General features: G+C 62.3%; 18 protein-coding genes. 7 read left to right on the plus strand and 11 right to left on the minus strand.

What is annotated here, in order from left to right; translation table 11 throughout:
* Positions 1 to 19: 19 nt before the first annotated feature.
* Complete coding sequence (gene hisI / locus KIO76_RS12725; protein ID WP_213325242.1) at positions 20 to 430, minus strand: phosphoribosyl-AMP cyclohydrolase; 411 nt, start codon at positions 428 to 430, stop codon at positions 20 to 22.
* Positions 431 to 501: 71 nt separating this feature from the next.
* Positions 502 to 1146 carry a GTP cyclohydrolase I FolE gene (gene folE / locus KIO76_RS12730; protein WP_213323623.1) on the minus strand — a complete coding sequence of 215 codons (645 nt, stop codon included), beginning with the start codon at positions 1144 to 1146 and terminating at the stop codon, positions 502 to 504.
* Positions 1147 to 1303: 157 nt separating this feature from the next.
* On the opposite strand from folE, the gene KIO76_RS12735 reads away from it, so the two are divergent.
* Positions 1304 to 1777: an iron-sulfur cluster assembly scaffold protein gene (locus KIO76_RS12735; RefSeq protein WP_213323624.1), complete on the plus strand. Its 474-nt coding sequence runs from the start codon at positions 1304 to 1306 to the stop codon at positions 1775 to 1777.
* Positions 1778 to 1824: 47 nt separating this feature from the next.
* On the opposite strand, the gene KIO76_RS12740 is transcribed toward KIO76_RS12735, so the two are convergent.
* Positions 1825 to 2649, minus strand: coding sequence for a MipA/OmpV family protein (locus tag KIO76_RS12740; protein WP_213323625.1), 825 nt, complete (start codon positions 2647 to 2649; stop codon positions 1825 to 1827).
* 175 nt (positions 2650 to 2824) lie between these two features.
* Between KIO76_RS12740 and yidD the strand changes: the two genes are divergently transcribed.
* Both yidD and thrS read left to right on the plus strand, forming a co-directional pair.
* The gene (gene yidD, locus KIO76_RS12745; protein WP_213323626.1) at positions 2825 to 3175 is read left to right on the plus strand and encodes a membrane protein insertion efficiency factor YidD; all 351 of its coding nucleotides are present in this window, start codon (positions 2825 to 2827) and stop codon (positions 3173 to 3175) included.
* Between the two features lie 92 nt (positions 3176 to 3267).
* Positions 3268 to 5247, plus strand: a complete 1980-nt coding sequence (gene thrS, locus KIO76_RS12750; RefSeq protein WP_213323627.1) for a threonine--tRNA ligase — start codon at positions 3268 to 3270, stop codon at positions 5245 to 5247.
* A gap of 85 nt (positions 5248 to 5332) precedes the next feature.
* Here thrS and KIO76_RS12755 read toward each other — a convergent pair whose 3' ends face one another.
* A complete protein-coding gene (locus tag KIO76_RS12755; RefSeq protein ID WP_249729586.1) occupies positions 5333 to 5560 on the minus strand; it encodes a DUF1127 domain-containing protein in 228 nt (75 codons plus the stop codon).
* Positions 5561 to 5685: 125 nt separating this feature from the next.
* On the opposite strand from KIO76_RS12755, the gene KIO76_RS12760 reads away from it, so the two are divergent.
* The gene (locus KIO76_RS12760) at positions 5686 to 6435 is read left to right on the plus strand and encodes an ArsR/SmtB family transcription factor (protein WP_213323629.1); all 750 of its coding nucleotides are present in this window, start codon (positions 5686 to 5688) and stop codon (positions 6433 to 6435) included.
* Positions 6436 to 6447: 12 nt separating this feature from the next.
* On the opposite strand, the gene KIO76_RS12765 is transcribed toward KIO76_RS12760, so the two are convergent.
* Together KIO76_RS12765 and KIO76_RS12770 are read right to left on the minus strand one after the other, a co-directional pair.
* On the minus strand, positions 6448 to 7473 hold the full coding sequence (locus tag KIO76_RS12765) for an RgsD C-terminal domain-containing protein (protein WP_249729587.1): 1026 nt from the start codon (positions 7471 to 7473) through the stop codon (positions 6448 to 6450).
* Positions 7474 to 7560: 87 nt separating this feature from the next.
* Positions 7561 to 9981, minus strand: coding sequence for a YfhO family protein (locus KIO76_RS12770; protein ID WP_213323630.1), 2421 nt, complete (start codon positions 9979 to 9981; stop codon positions 7561 to 7563).
* 436 nt (positions 9982 to 10417) lie between these two features.
* On the opposite strand from KIO76_RS12770, the gene KIO76_RS12775 reads away from it, so the two are divergent.
* Both KIO76_RS12775 and KIO76_RS12780 read left to right on the plus strand, forming a co-directional pair.
* Positions 10418 to 10978 carry a nitroreductase family protein gene (locus KIO76_RS12775; RefSeq protein WP_213323631.1) on the plus strand — a complete coding sequence of 187 codons (561 nt, stop codon included), beginning with the start codon at positions 10418 to 10420 and terminating at the stop codon, positions 10976 to 10978.
* Positions 10979 to 11291: 313 nt separating this feature from the next.
* Positions 11292 to 12482, plus strand: coding sequence for a DUF2336 domain-containing protein (locus KIO76_RS12780; RefSeq protein ID WP_213323632.1), 1191 nt, complete (start codon positions 11292 to 11294; stop codon positions 12480 to 12482).
* Between the two features lie 116 nt (positions 12483 to 12598).
* Here the strand turns inward: KIO76_RS12780 and KIO76_RS12785 are convergent, their stop codons facing one another.
* Entirely contained in the window at positions 12599 to 13372 is a 774-nt protein-coding gene (locus KIO76_RS12785; protein WP_213323633.1) for an NAD kinase, read from the minus strand.
* A gap of 214 nt (positions 13373 to 13586) precedes the next feature.
* Between KIO76_RS12785 and KIO76_RS12790 the strand changes: the two genes are divergently transcribed.
* A complete protein-coding gene (locus tag KIO76_RS12790; protein WP_213323634.1) occupies positions 13587 to 13898 on the plus strand; it encodes a hypothetical protein in 312 nt (103 codons plus the stop codon).
* Between the two features lie 87 nt (positions 13899 to 13985).
* Here KIO76_RS12790 and KIO76_RS12795 read toward each other — a convergent pair whose 3' ends face one another.
* From KIO76_RS12795 to KIO76_RS12810, 4 genes are all read right to left on the minus strand, one after another.
* A complete protein-coding gene (locus KIO76_RS12795; protein WP_213323635.1) occupies positions 13986 to 14966 on the minus strand; it encodes a YihY/virulence factor BrkB family protein in 981 nt (326 codons plus the stop codon).
* A 63-nt stretch (positions 14967 to 15029) separates the two neighbouring features.
* A complete protein-coding gene (locus tag KIO76_RS12800; protein ID WP_213323636.1) occupies positions 15030 to 16355 on the minus strand; it encodes a hypothetical protein in 1326 nt (441 codons plus the stop codon).
* A 412-nt stretch (positions 16356 to 16767) separates the two neighbouring features.
* Positions 16768 to 17151 carry a CrcB family protein gene (locus tag KIO76_RS12805; RefSeq protein WP_213323637.1) on the minus strand — a complete coding sequence of 128 codons (384 nt, stop codon included), beginning with the start codon at positions 17149 to 17151 and terminating at the stop codon, positions 16768 to 16770.
* A gap of 10 nt (positions 17152 to 17161) precedes the next feature.
* The gene (locus tag KIO76_RS12810) at positions 17162 to 17548 is read right to left on the minus strand and encodes a fluoride efflux transporter FluC (protein WP_213323638.1); all 387 of its coding nucleotides are present in this window, start codon (positions 17546 to 17548) and stop codon (positions 17162 to 17164) included.
* Positions 17549 to 17624 lie beyond the last annotated feature (76 nt).

The following is a 17624-nucleotide window of genomic DNA, read 5'->3' on the forward strand; positions in this document are numbered from 1 at the left end:
GCCGACACGGGTGTGGCGGTCATGTCCTGGTAGGGACCAGCTGACGTGAAGCGTCGCCGAGAGGCACGCGGCGGTAGAAGCAGCTCTCGCGGCCGGTGTGGCAGCAGCCGCCATCTCCGCCGACGCGCACCTTGATCCAGACGGCATCCTGATCGCAATCAATCCGCATGTCGACGATCGTCTGCAACTGGCCCGATGTGTCGCCTTTGTGCCAGAGCGTTTGGCGCGAACGGGACCAGTACCAAGCTTCACCGGTCGCGATGCTGCGCGCCAATGCCTCGGCATTCATGTGAGCGACCATAAGCACCTCGCCGGTATCGGCGTGGGTGGTCACGCAGGTGATGAGGCCGTTTGCGTCGAAGGCTGGCATGAGCAGATCGCCCTCCTCGACCTCGGCCTTGGAGCCTCGCTCCGCGAAGGGCGTCTCGATTCCGGAAGTTTCATTCACGGCGCATGATCCAGTTGAGAGCGATCGGGGCGGCCGCGCGGTCGCACGAGGGATTAGGACGCCTTGGAGCGCACCATGCTCATGAAGCGCGCCTGCTCGGCAGGATCCTCCTTGAAGAGGCCCGTGAAGCGGGTCGTCAATGTGGAGACGCCCTGCTTCTGGATGCCGCGCATGGACATGCACATATGCTCGGCCTCGATCATCACCGCGACGCCGCGAGGCTTCAAGGTCTCCTCCAGTGCCTCGCTGATCTGGGCAGTCAACCGCTCCTGCGTCTGCAAACGGCGGGCATAGACCTCTACGACGCGGGCCAGCTTGGACAAGCCGACGACGCCCTGCGTCGGATAATAGGCGATGTGCGCGGCGCCGATGATCGGCACCATGTGATGCTCGCAATGGGAATAGAACGGAATGTCGCGGAGGAGCACGAGTCCGTCATAGCCGGCGACCTCCTCGAACACCCTGTCGAGCACGAGGGAGGGGTCATCGCGATAGCCGCGGAAAAGCTCCTCGTAGGTTCGCACGACCCGCTTCGGCGTGTCCAGCAGACCCTCGCGGTCAGGATCCTCGCCAGCCCATCGCAGGAGGACGCGGACCGCCGCCTCCGCTTCCTCGCGGCTCGGTCGCGTCATGCTGCTGGGCTTGTCGGCGGTGGCGTCTGCCATGCGCGCGGACAAGGACTTAACCACGGCGTCCATGTGGTGCCTCCCGCTTGATCCTCAAAAGCCCAGACCGGGCAAAAAGTGCGATGCACGATGCTTGCTCCGCACATCTTCCTGCAAAGCAATCCTGTGCCTATATATACCGGGAACGGTGGGTCGCAATGCGGCACGATCCCACTTTGGGCGAAAAGTCATGCTGAACGATATCTATAATAGGCGAATTCTCGAGCTGGCGGCTGACATTCCCCGGCTCGGGCGACTGGCCAAGCCCCAGGCTTCCGCGACCGCGCATTCGAAGCTGTGTGGCTCCACGGTCACGGTCGATCTCGTGATGGATCACGATACCGTTACAGATTTCGCCCACGACGTGAAGGCCTGCGCGCTCGGTCAAGCATCGTCCTCGATCATGGCACGCCACGTGATCGGCGCGACGGCAGCGGAACTGCGGGAGGTGCGGGACGAGATGCGCCGGATGCTCAAGGAGAACGGCTCTCCGCCGGGGGGGCGCTGGTCCGACCTTGAGGTACTGGAACCCGTACGCGACTACAAAGCGCGTCACGCCTCCACGCTCCTGACCTTCGATGCGGTGGTGGACGCGATCGGCAAGATCGAGGCGGCAAAGGCTGAGGGGCAAGCCGTGCTCGAAACCGGCGTGCCGGCCTCGTAGTCGTTTCGGGCCATGCGCGCTTGTTAGACAAGCGCGCTGGAACGGTCTCAGCGGACGTAGAAGGAATATGCGGCGCTCAGGCCCACCACGAACTGATCCTTCGACCCGATGTTACGCACGATGGGGCTCTTGCTCGCATCCTGGACCAGTCGTGTCCAGCTGCCCTGGAGCGTAGCGGACCAGTTATCATTGAACTTGTACGTGCCGGCGGCAGCCACACCAGCACCAAACATGCCGCCGGAGGGCTTATAGGGCGTGACGCGCCAGTTGTAATAGGCCTCGTCGACGGTGACCCCGAAGTTCGTCCGCATGAATTTTCCGTTGCCGAACATCATACGGGGGCCGGCTGAAAGGGTGAGATTGCCGATCGGCATCACGAAATCAGCCGCAAGGTCACCGACCCAGCCATCCGCGTCGCGGAAGCCATGGCGGACCTCGACGCGTCCACGCAGGTTCTGCGTCGGCCAGACTTCGGCATAGGCGCCGCCCTCGATGGTCCACTTCACCTTCTCGAGGCCGTAGAGTTCACGGTTGCCGTCGAGGTAGCGGCCGGGGCGATAGCGCGCGACCGGACCAGCATTGAACCACTCGTTCTGGAACAGGGCTATGCCGATGCCATCATCGGGCGCGCTGAACTGGTAGGGCGTGGTCGCCTTGCGGACGCCAAGGGAAGGAAAAGGCGTGAACGTATAGTCCTTCGCGCCAAGATAGTCCGGGCTGATGATGCCATTGCCTTTGAGGGTCACGATCCACTGGCTGTCCGGTTGGCGGGTCGCCGTTGCTTCCGTGGGGAAGCTCCAGTCGGCGGCAAAGGCCGCCCCACCTGTCATGAGCAAGCCGAGACCAAAAGCGGGCAACGCATACCGAGCCATAAAAATACTCCCTTACACACTGCCGCTTTTATCGTGCAAAAGCTTCACTATTTGCTTACGCACCAGCAGTTCCGTCGTGGTTAGGCCAACGCGAGCCTGCCCGCCAAGAGTCGGTGTCCATTGGTCACCTTAGTACCTCCGATGTTCGACATGCCATCAAAAGGCAAGTGGGCACATGAGAAAACATCCGGGTGTTGTCATTGCGCATCTCCTGATCCGCACCTACCAGCTCACGCTTTCAAGTTTGATCGGACGCACCTGTCGCCATCTGCCGACATGCTCTTCCTACATGGACGAGGCTATTCATCAGCATGGCTTCTGGGCGGGAGGCTGGATGGGAACCGCCCGGCTGTGCCGCTGCAATCCCTGGGGTACGTCAGGGCTTGATCTCGTGCCGGAGCGATTGCCCTCCGGCAGTGCCTGGTATAAGCCGTGGCGCTACGGTCGCTGGCGCGGCGTGAATGCGCCGCCATTGCGCTGCGAGGCGGTCCCTCCGGACGATCGCGACGCCGGGACCGTCCCATGAGCCGTGCGCCGTCGATCCGGTGCGCGGCTCCGAAAACCGCAACGCTAAACGCTTACCTGCGCCGTATGCAGGAGTGAGCAGGAGCCTTCCTGATGATCAATCTGACATTTCCCGATGGTGCCCAGCGTTCCTTCGCAGTTGGAACGACCGGCCTCGATATCGCCAAGGGCATTTCCCCCTCTCTTGCCAAGCGCACCGTAGCCATGGCGCTGGACGGCGTGGTGACTGATCTCTCGGAACCGATTGAACGGGATGCGCGGATCGAATTCGTCAATCGCGACGATCCGCGCGCGCTGGAGCTCATCCGCCACGACTGTGCCCACGTTCTGGCAGAGGCCGTGCAGGAACTCTTCCCCGGCACGCAAGTGACCATCGGACCGGTCATCGAGAACGGCTTCTACTACGACTTCGCGCGCAACGAGCCCTTCACGCTCGAGGATCTGCCGAAGATCGAGGCAAAGATGCGCGAGATCATCGCGCGCGATAAGCCCTTCACCAAGGAAGTCTGGAGTCGCGACAAGGCCAAGCAGGTCTTCAGGGACAAGGGCGAGGCCTACAAGGTCGAACTCGTTGACGCCATACCGGAAGGTCAGAGCCTCAAGATCTATCATCAGGGCGACTGGTTCGACCTCTGCCGCGGTCCGCATATGACCTCGACGGGCAAGATCGGCAATGCCTTCAAACTGATGAAGGTAGCCGGCGCCTATTGGCGGGGCGACAGCAACAACCCGATGCTGACGCGCATCTACGGCACTGCTTGGAAAAACCAGGAGGACCTCGATCTCTATCTCCATCAGCTCGAGGAGGCGGAGAAACGCGATCATCGCCGGCTGGGTCGCGAGATGGATCTCTTCCATTTCCAGGAGGAGGGGCCTGGCGTCGTCTTCTGGCACCCCAAGGGCTGGAGCCTGTTCCAGAGCCTGATCGCCTACATGCGCCGCCGGCTTGCCGCGGACTATGCGGAGGTCAACGCGCCGCAGGTGCTGGACAAATCCCTGTGGGAGACCTCAGGGCATTGGGGCTGGTACAAGGAGAACATGTTCAAGGTGCAGTCCGCCGGCGACGAGACGGATGACGAGCGCATCTTTGCCTTAAAGCCGATGAACTGCCCGGGTCACGTGCAGATTTTCAAACATGGTCTGAAAAGCTATCGCGACCTCCCCATGCGCCTCGCCGAGTTCGGTTCGGTGCATCGCTACGAGCCGTCAGGGGCGTTGCATGGGTTGATGCGCGTGCGCGGGTTCACCCAGGACGACGCGCATATCTTCTGCACTGAAGAGCAGATGGCGGAGGAATGCCTCAAGATCAACGATCTCATCCTCTCGACCTATGCCGATTTCGGCTTCGAGGAGATCGTGGTGAAGCTGTCCACACGCCCTGAGAAGCGTGTTGGCACGGACGAGGTCTGGGATCACGCCGAGGCGGTCATGAGCCGCGTGCTGGAAGAGATCGCGGCGCGTTCCGGCAATCGCATCAAGACCGATATCCTGCCGGGTGAGGGCGCTTTCTACGGGCCTAAGTTTGAATATACCCTGCGCGACGCCATCGGTCGCGAGTGGCAGTGCGGCACGACGCAGGTCGACTTCAATCTGCCCGAGCGTTTCGGCGCGTTCTATGTGGATGCCGATGGCACCAAGAAGCCGCCGGTGATGATTCACCGCGCTATCTGTGGATCGATGGAGCGCTTTACCGGCATCCTGATCGAGCATTTTGCGGGCCATTTTCCGCTTTGGCTGGCTCCATCCCAGGTCGTCGTCGCGACGATCACCTCGGATGCCGACGCCTACGCGGCAGATGTGGTGGCGACGTTAAAGGCGGCGGGCTTGCGTGCGGAACCCGACCTGCGCAACGAGAAGATCACCTATAAGGTGCGTGAGCACTCGCTGGCCAAGGTGCCGGTGTTGCTCGTGGTCGGGCGGAAGGAAGCGGCAGAGCGGACCGTGTCGGTCCGCAGGCTGGGCTCCCCCAACCAGACGTCGATGACCCTGGACGAGGCGCTGTCGGGCCTGCTCGCGGAGGCCACGCCGCCGGATCTGCCCCGGCAGAACGCGGCACACGAAGCCGCTCCCTAGCGTCCGCAGCGGACCGCTATCCCTTCAACAAATCCCGGCGGTCGCCCAACCGCCGGTTCTTGTCATCCGACAGCCTGGCGCTCAGCTAGCGTCGAAAGCGGGCGCGCTCTGATCCGTCCCATGGCCAGCGGCTGGCCTCGCGCTCAGCGTCAGCCTGCGATAGCCCGATGTCCTTCAAGGCGTTCTCATCCAGTTGTCGGAGCCGGCGACGCTCCGTGTAGCGCGAGAGACTGAGTTCAAGCCAAGTCACGAAGCGCAAACCGTGATTGTTGCGGCGCCCGGTGACCAATGAAGGTATGGATACATTTGCCATGATCTTGATCCTCGTTCTGCGGTGGACCATGGCGGAGGCCATCGTCATTGTCGCCGGAGAACGCTTCGATCGCTAGCGAACTATTGTTACGTGCGCGGCTTAATATGGACTGTTAACGTCACGGCATGAGTGCGCAAACACACCTTGCTCAGATTGGGGCGCTCCTTGGAGACCCCGCCCGCGCTAACATCCTTCTCGCGCTGATGGACGGCAGGGCGCGAACTGCCAAGGAGCTCGCCTTTCTCGCCCGCGTCAGCGCTCCCACGGCCAGCGCCCATCTTGGTAAACTGGCCGATGGAGGTTTGCTGGCGGTCGTCGCGCAGGGGCGCCATCGCTACTATCGCATCGCATCTGTTGAAACGGGGCATATGCTCGAGACGATGCTTGGGTTTGCCGGCGGCCGCATGCGCACCGCCCGGCGAGCTGGGCCGGCCGACTTGCGGCTGCGGACGGCGAGGACTTGCTACGATCACATTGCCGGGCGCCTCGGGGTCGCCATCGCCCAGCACTTACAGAAAGCCGGGCATGTGGTTCTCGATGATGGCGCAGGCCAGATATCGGCGAGCGGCCATGCTTTTTTTGCCAAGCTGGGCCTTGATGTCAGCCAGGGCGGGAGCCGCGGCCACCGCGCCCTATGCCGGCCGTGCCTCGACTGGAGCGAAAGACGCTACCACATTGGCGGTACACTTGGACGTGCACTCTGCGAGCACTGCCTGAGCGAGGCATGGATCGAGCGCGAGCGTGACACGCGCGCGCTCATCATTACCGAAGCTGGCCGTGAGGCTTTCGACAGCCTGTTCGGATGGGCAAGTATGGATGAGGAGGAGGGCGCTTGCCGGGAGGAAACCGCCTTCGAGGCAGGCGCATTTCCGTGAGCCGAAACGCCCTCAGCGCGCGACGATCTCGATATCGCGATCGGCGCCGCTGTCGACCTTGAACTCGCGCGTGTAGACTTGGCCGTCATGCCGCGCGATCAGCACATAGTCGCCCTCAGCCAGCACGAGCGAGGGAAATGCCCCGATTGCCTCACGGATCACGTCGCCACCGGGTGTCAGAACGCTGAAGGCGGTGCCCGCAAAGGCCTCACCTCCCGCGGTGTTCACGAGCTTCAACGTGACGGTGGCCGCGCGATGGTTAATCGTCGCTTCTGTGAGTTTGCCAGCCTCGACGCGTAAGTCGCTGCGCATGATGGCGTTGCTGTCGCCATAGGTGGAGACGATATGGTAGGCGCCTTCCGGTAGACGGATCAGGTCGCCGGGCTTTGCGTCCGCGACGACGAGGCGGCCCTCGGCATCGTTGCCGACGGGCAGATAAACCGAAAACGTCAGCTTCGAGACGGGAATCGCAATGTCCCCAATCGTGCCGGAGACCTTCAAGGCTCCCGCATTGATGGTCAAGATCTCGTCGAGCGGCGCGTTCCGCAGCGTGACGCGGCGCATGGCGCTGGCGAAGCCGTAGGACGCGTGCAGCATATAAGTGCCAGGCGGCAGCTCGAAATGGCTCGTGGCGTCGTCCGCGCGAGCGACAAGTTCGGGGGCTGCGCCATTGGTGCCAAGCCGGTATATCCGCCAGATCAGACCGGAGCGGATCGGGGCATCGCCCGTCACCAATCTGGCGCTCGCCGTAACCATGCTATTGGCCACAGGCTGATCGAGCGGCGACATCGCGGCCGGCGGAACCTGGGGAGAGGTGACGGATGGGGGAGACAGCACAGGCGCCAGCGGCGCCTGCCCCTGTGGTGCGAGCCCCTGCGCCGCGGCCGGCGTGACCAGTGCTAGGGCAACCGGCAGCAGACCTGCTCCGACCGCCCGGGCCGCCGCGCCATAGCGCGATAGGATGGCAGTCGGACGCGTGCCGCTGTTCCCCAAGCCTTCTGAGGGAGCGCCAGTCATAAATGCGTGCGGATTCATCATTCCCTGTATCTGCCAAGGCGAGGCGCCCGCTGCAAGCCGGCATATTCACACCCGCGCGTTGGCAAGTGTGGCAACTGCCCGCTCAATTCACCGGGGTGCGCGGTCCTTGTCGTCCAATAGGTCAGCTGCTGCTGTGGCGAGATTATGGAGCGACAAGGGCTCGTATCGGAACTCGACCATATGACGGCCGGCAGGGACCTCCACGGCGCGGAACAGCAGATTGGCGCGCCGGATGGGCTTTTCCTCCCCATCGACCGTCACCTGCCAGCCTGGATAATAGATGTCATGCAGCACCAGCATCGCCGGCTTGTCAGTGACTACACGGATGCGCACGCTGTTGCGGCGGTAGCGCGTGATGATGGCCTTTCCGCTCGGCGGCTCCTGCATTTCCGGCAAATCGCCGAGGCCGTAACGATTATCGAGATCCTTGACGTCGGCCACGTCGATCAGAGCTTCGTCGCTGTGCTCGAGATCCGGCAGGCCCTGTTCCTTGAGCACCCGTTCACTGTCCACCGGCACGAGGCGCGTCGCCAGGTAGGCACGCGGCGTACGCGGAGGCATCTTGTAGATCCACATCGTCCCCGCGCCGTAGATCAGCCGGGCTTGCGGCAAATGCGGGAACTGCGATGGCATTTTCTCGACCGGACGATCGAGCACGATGTATTCGAGGCCGAGAAGCGAGGCGAGGCGTGAGCGGTAGTTGCGGAACGTGATCGGAAATTGGCGCAGGCTGGCGTCGGCGGCATTCTCTCCAGGGCCGACCGCGCGCTCGTAGTCGGCGATGCGCAGCGGGTTGTAACCGAGCGTGTCTTCAAGCCCCAGCACCATCGAGGCGTTCTGCCACGCACCTTGGAGCCCGAGAATCTCGACTCGCGGCCGGGCGCCCTCCGCATGGCGTGCCGCGAGCTCACGGGTCAGCACCTGAAGGCCCCGGAGCTGATCGGAAGGAAGTTGCTCGAACACCGCGTAGCGCTCACGCGGCTCGGCGTTGAGCGCCGAGGCGGCGTTGCGTAGGACAAGGTCGCCCCCCGTCATGGCGATCAGCGCGGCGCAGGCGTAGAGGCGCAGGGCGGGCCGTCGCCCGGCAATGATGATCGCCGCGGCGATGGCAGCGATCAAGGCGCCAAGGCCGATCTGGATCATCGCTTCCGGTAGCTTGCCCGCGGCGATGGCAAAGCGGCTTGCATTGATGATGGCCGCCGCCGTCAGCCCGACGGCGAGCACCACCAGGAGAGGACTTGCCGGATTGCCCTCAACATCGGCGCGCTTTGGCGCCCCTTCCGCCATGAAGCGATGAACGAGATATCCCGCCGCCATGGCGAAGGCAAAGTTCAGCATGAACGTTGCGTCAGCTGGGCGCCTGTAGAGATCGACGCCCGGGATGTAGCGGTAGAACAGCTCGAATATGGGGGTGTAATACCCCAGCGCATAAATAAGGGCGCCTATCCCGACGAAGAGGAAAAAGCGAAACTCGCGCGCGAGCAGGCGGCCGCCCCCGATGCCATGCCAGAGGATGAGCATCGCGGGCACGGTGCCGATGAACAGATAATCGATAGCGCGGTCCGTCCACGTCCCCTCAGGCAGGGTGTGCGGTCCCGGCCCCCAATAGTCGTAGGTCAGGTTGAGAGAGCCGAAGATATTCCCGAAGATGGCCGTCGCGAGGCTCTGCGGCGGGAGCGATCCCATTCCCGCTGTCGCGAAGTCGATCATGGGGCGGTTGGAATCGGAGAGGAACTGGATCGTCAGGAGGGCAGGGACCGCCAGCAGCGCTCCTCCCGTCGCCGCCATCACCGCGAGCAGGCCGATGCGACTACGCAGGTAGGCGAGCGGCGCCCGGGCGGTCGCGATCTGGTAGCCGACGCTGCCGATGAGCGCGAGGCAGAAGAGATAGGCGACCTGGTCGCGGCCGAGCGCCATCAGTGAGGCGATGACGCCAAACGCGACAGCTCTGACGTAGGAACGGCGGCCGAGTGAACTTTCCAGGAGGAAAAGCGCGAGGGGAAAATACCCATAGGAGAAGATCATCCCCGTATGCTGGAGGCGTGCCGACGCCGAGCCCCCGAGGATATAGATCATGACCGTGACGACGGCGCCGGCCGGATGCCAGCCTCTGCGCTTGAACAACCCAACGATGCCGAGCGCCCCGGGCAGGAAATGTGCATAGACGGCGATATCGAAGAGCTGCATGGATGCCCGCGGCATAAGCCAGCCGAAGAGCACCATCGATGGCGTAAACAAGAGCGACTGGGGATCCGCGACCGAGGGATAACCGCTGAAATGGTAAGGGTTCCAGAGGGGCCACTCGCCCGCTTCAAGCGAAGCGCCGAGGTAGCGCAGCATGGGATAGAAGTGATTCTTGGAATCCCAAGGCACGACTGCGCCCGTAAGGGGCCAAACCAGCGCGGTCACCAGCCAGAAAGCAAAAATTATGAGGAGCGTGCGGATCGTGGTTTCACGCGTCCAGCTCGTCGACCCCGGATGCGAGGGGATGCGCTGGGGGGCTACCATTTCGGACGTGTCCATACCGGACGCAGACGAGCGGGACGGGTGGGTGTGTGGCATGGGTGAATGGGACATTGGGCGGAACCAGGCTGCGGATGCTTGCTAAAGAGGCCATCCGATCCTGGCAGGCCTTTCGGCCTGTGAGCGGCATAGCGGAAATGGGAACACCGTGAGCCCTGATGCCAGCTCCACTTGCGCGGCTCTCGCAAATGGTCGCCAAGCTCTGCAGTCAGCTAGGCGCTGCCCGTGCTATATCGGCAATACAGACATACGATCGACAAAGCGCGCGCGGCTTGACCATGGCACCGACCGGGGAGGGGCAACCTCCACAACCACCTGAGGCTTGTCCCAGCCGCAATGCAGGCATGCGCTGGTAGCTCGACGATTCGAGCACAACAAACCCAATGTCAACCATCAAACACAGGAATCAGGCGTAATTCTGATGCTCGAGCTTCTCCAAACCCGCCGATCCGTTCCGCCCCGCCTTCTCCACGCTCCAGGTCCGTCGCCGGAAGAGCTTTCGCTGTTGCTGCGGATCGCATCGCGGGTACCAGATCACGGAAAACTAGCGCCCTGGCGGTTCATCGTGTTCCAGGGCGACGCCCGAAAGGCAGCGGGTGAACTGATCGCGGGCGTCTACGCCGCAGATAATCCCGAGGCGGATGACAAGCGGTTGGCTGCAGAACGGGATCGTCTCGCCTTTGCGCCACTGGTGATCGGCATCGTGTCGCGCGCGGGCGCTCATGTGAAAATACCCGAATGGGAGCAGGTTCTCTCGGCGGGAGCGGTTGCCATGAACCTGACGATAGCGGCGAATGCCATGGGCTACGGGTCCGCGTGGCTGACCGAATGGTATGCCTATGACCGGCGCGTGCTGGAAAAGCTTGGCGTTGCCGCGAACGAGCGCATGGCCGGCTTCGTCCATATCGGAACTCCGGTGGAGCGCCAGCCGGACCGCCCGCGTCCCGACCTCGCAGATGTCGTGACGCATTTCGGTTCATAACGGGCTGTTCCGTCTGCGAACGGGGTCATCAGGAGTCCTGACGGCGCAACACAACACAACACAACACAACACAACACAACAAGGTCCTCCGGATGGCAGGTCTGGATTGCACGAAGTTGGGGTGAACAGCCGGTGGCCGCCAAAGCACGCTTCTCCCCGCAGCATGTCTGACAGGGGAGGCTGCGAGCCCGTCAATGTCTCGGCGCGAAGCCTGGGTCGACGTCCGACGTTAATGCATCGTTTACTATGATTGCCTCACCATCTAGGCATTCGACTGCTAAGTATCGTGGCGTGAGTCGGTGTTGAGGTTGGTATGATTATTCGTCGGTATCTCGTGTGGGCCACCACGGCTACGGCATCGCAGCGCGCGGCTGCCGCCGACGTGCTGGTGCGAGCATACCATCAATCTCCGCTGACGGACGCGGACCGCGTCGATATCGACAAAGCCTTGATCGGGCTCGCGTCTGACGAGTCCCCGATTGTGCGGGCCGCGTTGGCGGGAGCCTTCAGGACATCGCCCGCCATACCGACGCCAGTGCTCGAGGCTTTGCTGGCGAGAGGCGACGACGCGGCAATGGCTATCCTCGCCGACAGCCCAGCCGTCAGCGCTGATCAGCTTGTCGATTGCGTAGCGATCGGCGGCGCCGCGTCACGCCGGATCATCGCCGGGCGCAAGGGACTGCCGGCGCCGGTGTCGGCAGCCGTTGCCGAGGTTGCATCGCTCGATGGGCTGCTGGCGCTGCTCGCCAACGACACGGCTGTGATTTCACCGAGCGCCTTCCAGCGCATGATCGACCGCCATGGCCACAGCACCGCGCTCCAGTCAGCCCTGCTTGGCCGGCAAGATCTACCGCCATTCATGCGACAGGCGCTCATGTCGTTCCTTTGCCAGCGGCTCGCGGACTACACCGTTGATCGCGGCTGGCTCTCTCCAGCGCGGGCAGGCGCCTTGCAGGTGGAGGCCGGCGACATGGCCACCATGGCCCTCGTCGCGGCAGCGACCGACGAGACGCTGGAGCGCCTGGTGAAGCATCTCATTGCCAGCGGCGAACTGACCGTTGGCCTACTCTTGCGATCGCTCCTCTGTGCGGAGCCGCGGCTTCTCATCATTTCGCTGGCTGCCCTGACAGGTGCGGCTCGCGACGATATCGAGGCCACGCTCGAAGCTCAGAGCAGGGCGGTCTTTGACGTCGTCTATCGGCGCGCGGGCCTCAACAGCGGGTTGTTGGCCGCTTTCCATGCGGCACTCGACGCGCTGGATCATCTGCCGCCCGAGATGCGCCGCAAAGACGGGCACATGTCCCTTGTAATGGTTCGGCGCGTTATGCTTGCTTGCGAGGATATGCCATCGGCCGATGCCGGCCCGCTCCTGGCGCTGCTGGAGCGATTTGCTGAAGAGGCGCAAACTGCAGAGCGCGCGATCGATTCCTTCCCTCAGGCATGTCCTACCCCCGTGGCTGCGCCGTTAACACCGGGGTTCCAGCCGCAAGCGCTGGCAGCTTGAGCCGCGGCGGATAAGGCAGGCCTCCGCATGTGAAGCCCAGCCCGCGTTGACGCAAGCCGATCTCACGCTGCGGCGTCGCTGTGTCCACAGATCCGCGGCTGGAGCGTCAGATCCGTTCAGTAGCCGAATTGCTCGCTGAGAATGCGCTCATCCAGGCTATGGCCCGGATCATGCAGCATCACGAGATCGATGCTGCGGTCCATCACAATGTCCACATGACTGACCGACCGAAACTCCGTGTGATCGGCAACGGCACTGACGGGTCGCTTCTCGCTTTCCAGCACGTCGATAGCGATGCGCGCATAGTCCGGTAGCAGGGCGCCGCGCCAGCGCCTGGGGCGGAAGGCTGACAGGGGCGTAAGTGCCAGAAGCGGCGTGTTCAACGGAAGAATGGGCCCGTTGGCCGAGAAGTTATAGGCGGTTGATCCTGCCGGCGTCGCCACGACGATGCCATCGGCTACCAGCTCGTCGAGACGCACCTTGCCGTCGACAGTGATGCGGAGTTTGGCGATCTGGTGGGTTTGTCGAAGCATATGGACGTCATTGATGGCGCGGGCCTGATGGCGTTGGCCATCCATGCTTTCGGCAATCATCAGCAGCGGGTGGGTGATACTGCGGTGCGCAGCTTCCAGACGCTCGACCAGGGCGTCCTCGGAGAACTCATTCATGAGGAAGCCGACTGATCCGCGATTCATCCCGTAGATCGGCTTGCCCGTTCCCATGAACCGATGCAGCGTCTGCAGCATGAGGCCATCTCCGCCGAGGGCGACGACCACGTCAGCCTCTTCAGCCGGCACTCCATTGTAGCGCGAAGCAAGACTGCTGCGCGCTTCAAGCGCTTCGGGCGTATCGCTCGAAACAAAGGCGACAGACGAAAAGCGGCGTGCCATCAATGACCACGATCTGATCTGCCGGTGCCCTTCATCGCGGCCGTACAACCGTGACGAATCCCGACCCTCAGAAGACATACCACGCCTCGGGGATCATGGAATTGGCGCAGCCGCAAAAACAGCATCCAAGGCGCACAGGGATTGGCGAACTCACATAAAAGCCCCATATCAACATTAGACTTCCATGAGGTCATAAGAGGGAAAAACTCAGCGCATGCAAGGTTACGACCGATTCAGGGCTGGCGGCATCCAGTTCACGCGTTTGAAAAGGTGGCAGGTTTGGCTGGCGGTTGCCGTGGCGGCGACCCTTATCCTTACGTTGGCTGTCGTGGCCGCGAGCGCATTTCTCATTATTTTTCCCATCGTTCTTCTCGCGGGATTGATCTATCGACTGGCGGCCCGCTTCGGGCTCGTTGGCCGGCGCCGGCCGGCGAAAAACGCTGCGTCAGATATCATCGATGGCGAATATGTGATCATCAGAGACGATTTGAGAGAACGGATCCCCCCTCACGACGACCGGCGTTAGAGCCCCGGAGCAACGGCCCAACCAAGGTCTCACTGGAACTCCTACCTGATCATCCCCGGCGGTCTGCCGGCATCAGAAGCGCGTCTCTCACCCGTTCGGTGAAACCTTAGGTTTGGCCGGCGCGGCGTCGTCATCGCGGTCGTGATGCAGAGTATTGATTTCGGCTCCGATCAACAGCGCGAGCGCGGTTAGCCACAGCCACAGCAGCAGCACGACGACGGCGCCCAACGACCCGTAGGTCGCGTCATAAGCTGCGATCCGCGTGACATAGGCCGAGAACAGCGCAGAGCCGATGAGCCAGAGTGCGGTCGCCACCACGGAACCGATGATCGTCGACGTCCAGCGAACGCGATGACAAGGCGCCGTGTAGTAGATAATCGTGAAGCCGAGCATCGTGATAACGGCCAGGAATGGCCAGCGGATCAGGAGAAGGGGGGTGCGGATGTCGTCGGGCACGGGAAGAAAGGCGAGCACGGCCGGTACGGCCGCAATCGCGAGGATGGATACGACCCCAAATACCATCGCGCCCAGCGTCAAGACCAGAGCCACCACCTGCTGATGAAGTATGCCGCGTGCCTCTGGCCTGTCATAGGCTATATTGAGGCCGGTCATCAGCGAACTCATCCCCGTACGGGCGCTGAACAGGGCTATCGCAAGACCTATGACGAGGCCGGTGTTGAGCCGTGAAGTGTTTTTCTCAACCACTCCACGCAATGCACCGAGGAGAATCTGGATCGCCTCCGAAGGCAGGAACGCGGACAGCGAGAGGATCTGCCCTTCTACCGTTTTAGGGTCGGCGACAAGCCCAAAGAGCGATACGAAGACGCCCAGGGCGGGGAATATAGCGAGCATGGCATAGAACGCGACCCCGGCGGCCACGAGACTGAGATTGTCACGCGATATACGGTCTACGAGGCGCCAGAGCATCGACCAGACGGACGGGCGCGCCGGCCGCCCGGCTGCTTCGTTTGAACGGCGCCTGCTCTCCCCGCGTTCCCTGAGCCCATGGAGTGCAGCGACCGCCATCGCGGTCCATAGGCGTTTCGGCGCCCTGTCTCGATCGAACACCCACGTCCCCTTTCGCGCCGACGCCCGCCCCGGATGCGCTGCAACACGTGCGGGGCGAACGTGTCAAGCGCGCTGTGGTTCCACCCGGGCGGTAGGCTGATCCGCCCCGACATCCGTTGAGCCGGCTTCCTTGGTCGACACGTCCTTGAGGAGGTCAGCGGTCAGCACCAGCACGGCGATCAGGACCGCTCCTATCGTCCAGTAGAAGTAACGGAACTCCGTTGCCACGCCCACGATAACGAGGGGAAGCCCGTAGAGCACGCCCGAGAGTGACAACAAGGCAGCATCGCGGGCCATCCAACGGTGGAGACCGCGCAGGCAGGCCGCCGCGCATGTTGCCATACCGATGATGATCCAAAGGCCGCCGCGCGTGAGATCTCCTATGAGCGGCGTGTTGCTCGCCGTCGTGATGATGGCTTGAATCCAGCGGAAGCCGTCGTTCGCGGTGAAGCCATAGGTGAACGATGTCGGTTGGGGTGTCGGAGGTGCGGCGCTGAGCGGCTGCAGGAGTTGGCGTGCATGGGCGAGGCGGTGCCGGAGATAGGCGACGGGGTGGTCCGAAATGGCTGCGATCCAGTGCCGCATGAGGCCCTGCTGCCAATGGCCATCGGTCACAAGCCGCTTCACGACGAAGGAGCACTGCCCCCACGCGAGGCTATCCCAGGCGCGGGGTTCGTAGCAGGAATGGATGACGCGCTGATCTTCATCAGCGGTCCAGGCACCGGGCAGCCCATTCTTACCCGTTCTTGCCGCAATGCCGACGATGTCAAAAGCCATCAGCGAATTGACGACCGTGGAGGGCCGAGCATCGAGGACATGGCGATTGAGGAGCCACCCGGCGAATGAGGTGGTGGCAACAGTTGCGACCATCATGGCGACAAGCCGCAGCGAAATCGCTTTGACATCCTTCGCGCGGGAAGGCCGGGCAGGCGGCAGATGCCAGATGCCCAGCATGATCAGGGGCGCGGCGGCGAGTATGGCATTGTGGCGCGCGAGACTGCCAATCAGGAGCAGGACTAGCGCGATCGCTATCAGCGCAAGTCGCGCCGGTCCTTTGCGCGATGCCGACGCGGCGAGCAGGGCTGCGGCCGGAAGGAAGCATGCAAAGAGCAGGGAATCCTTCCACACCATCGCGGGGATCGCGATCAGTATCGGCGAAATGCCGGCAAGTAGGATCACGTAGCCGAGAAACGGCGATGATCTTCCATAGCGCAGGGCCATCAGCCAGAAACCTAGCCAGTAGAGTCCCAAAATCAGTGTGAACAGGCCCGCGGGACCAGCGATCAGACGGTCAGTATAGTGCCATATCAAGGCCATGACGGGCGGGTGCCAATCAGAAAAAGCGAAGCGGCGCGCCTGGTCCAGCTGATCGAGGGAATCGCTGGTCATTAAACCTGGAAAAAACGACCAATAGCATCCCGCGGCTAAAACGATTGCTATGACCGTGACTAATGGGAAGTGTGTGTTTGTAAGGATTTTTGGTTCGAATGCCATACTAATAGTATTGCTATGTCAAAAGATGATTTATCTAGCCTCACTTTCGGTCCTTGGGGAAATGAGTTTTTATTATCTATAAGTGCTACGGGCGCGCTAAGTTCTTACTTGAAAAGCCCAAGATAATTTTCGCAATATATATTATCTCGCGACCGCGTTTTGACCGAGCATGAACAGGATATCGCAAAAGGGAGGCGGTTCAGAGCGATGCTGTCGACGTGCTGTGAGGCTTTCCAACTATGCCATCATCAGCGCGGCGGAGGGCCTGACGAATACATCCGCGAGAAGGCTGCCTGCCGTTCAGGCTTCAACGCGGCCGGTGCGCCCCGCATTTCATACCTAAGACCAGCGCGCCGTAGCCAACGGCGACGCTGATCAGGACATATAGGATCGCGACCATGGCGGACTGAGTGGATGCGCCCATCAGGACGACAGCGCCGTAAACAAAACTCGAGAAGGTGGACAACCCTCCCATGACACCAGTCCCAACGAGCGTATTGGTGTCCTCGCTGATGACCTTTCGGGTGTGCAGTGCTGCAGTAAGGCCAAGCAGAAAGGCAGCTGCGATATTGGCAATAAAGATATCAAGCGGGAAGCCGTCCGCGAGATGCGGCGTGCCAAGCATCAGAAGCTCGCGGATGATCGCACCCAACGCGCCGCCAATAAACACCAGGATGATGCTATTGATCATCGGGCGAGCCTCATCCTTGCAGCTTCGCAAGCCCGGCGCCGAGCGCCGCCGCGGCGAGACCTGCGACAACTGACGATGCGAGATAGGCTAAGGCCCGCAGACGCGACTTAGGGGCAAGCTTGGCGGCATCCAGCTGCATGCTGCTGAAGGTTGTATATCCTCCGAGCCCCCCGGTCAGGAGTGCGGCGACGAGCGCGGTGCTGTAGCGGTCTCGCCAGTAGACGTCCAGCATGACCGAGAGATAGCCGATGACAAAGGCTCCGGAGATATTGATCAGGAACGTCGCGAGCGGAAAGCCACCGTGATAGCGCTCCCCGACCATCCGGCCGATCGCCCATCTCAGGACGGAACCGAGACCACCGCCGAGGCCAACCCAGGCAAAGTCGAGCGCTGTCATGGCGCAAGCCTCGTTACGCGTTGGCAGGGATAGACACCCGATCGCATTGCTCGCGTACCGGATGTCCAGGCCCGCC

This window comes from Chelatococcus sp. YT9 (genome assembly GCF_018398315.1).
Classification (GTDB): Bacteria; Pseudomonadota; Alphaproteobacteria; order Rhizobiales; family Beijerinckiaceae; genus Chelatococcus.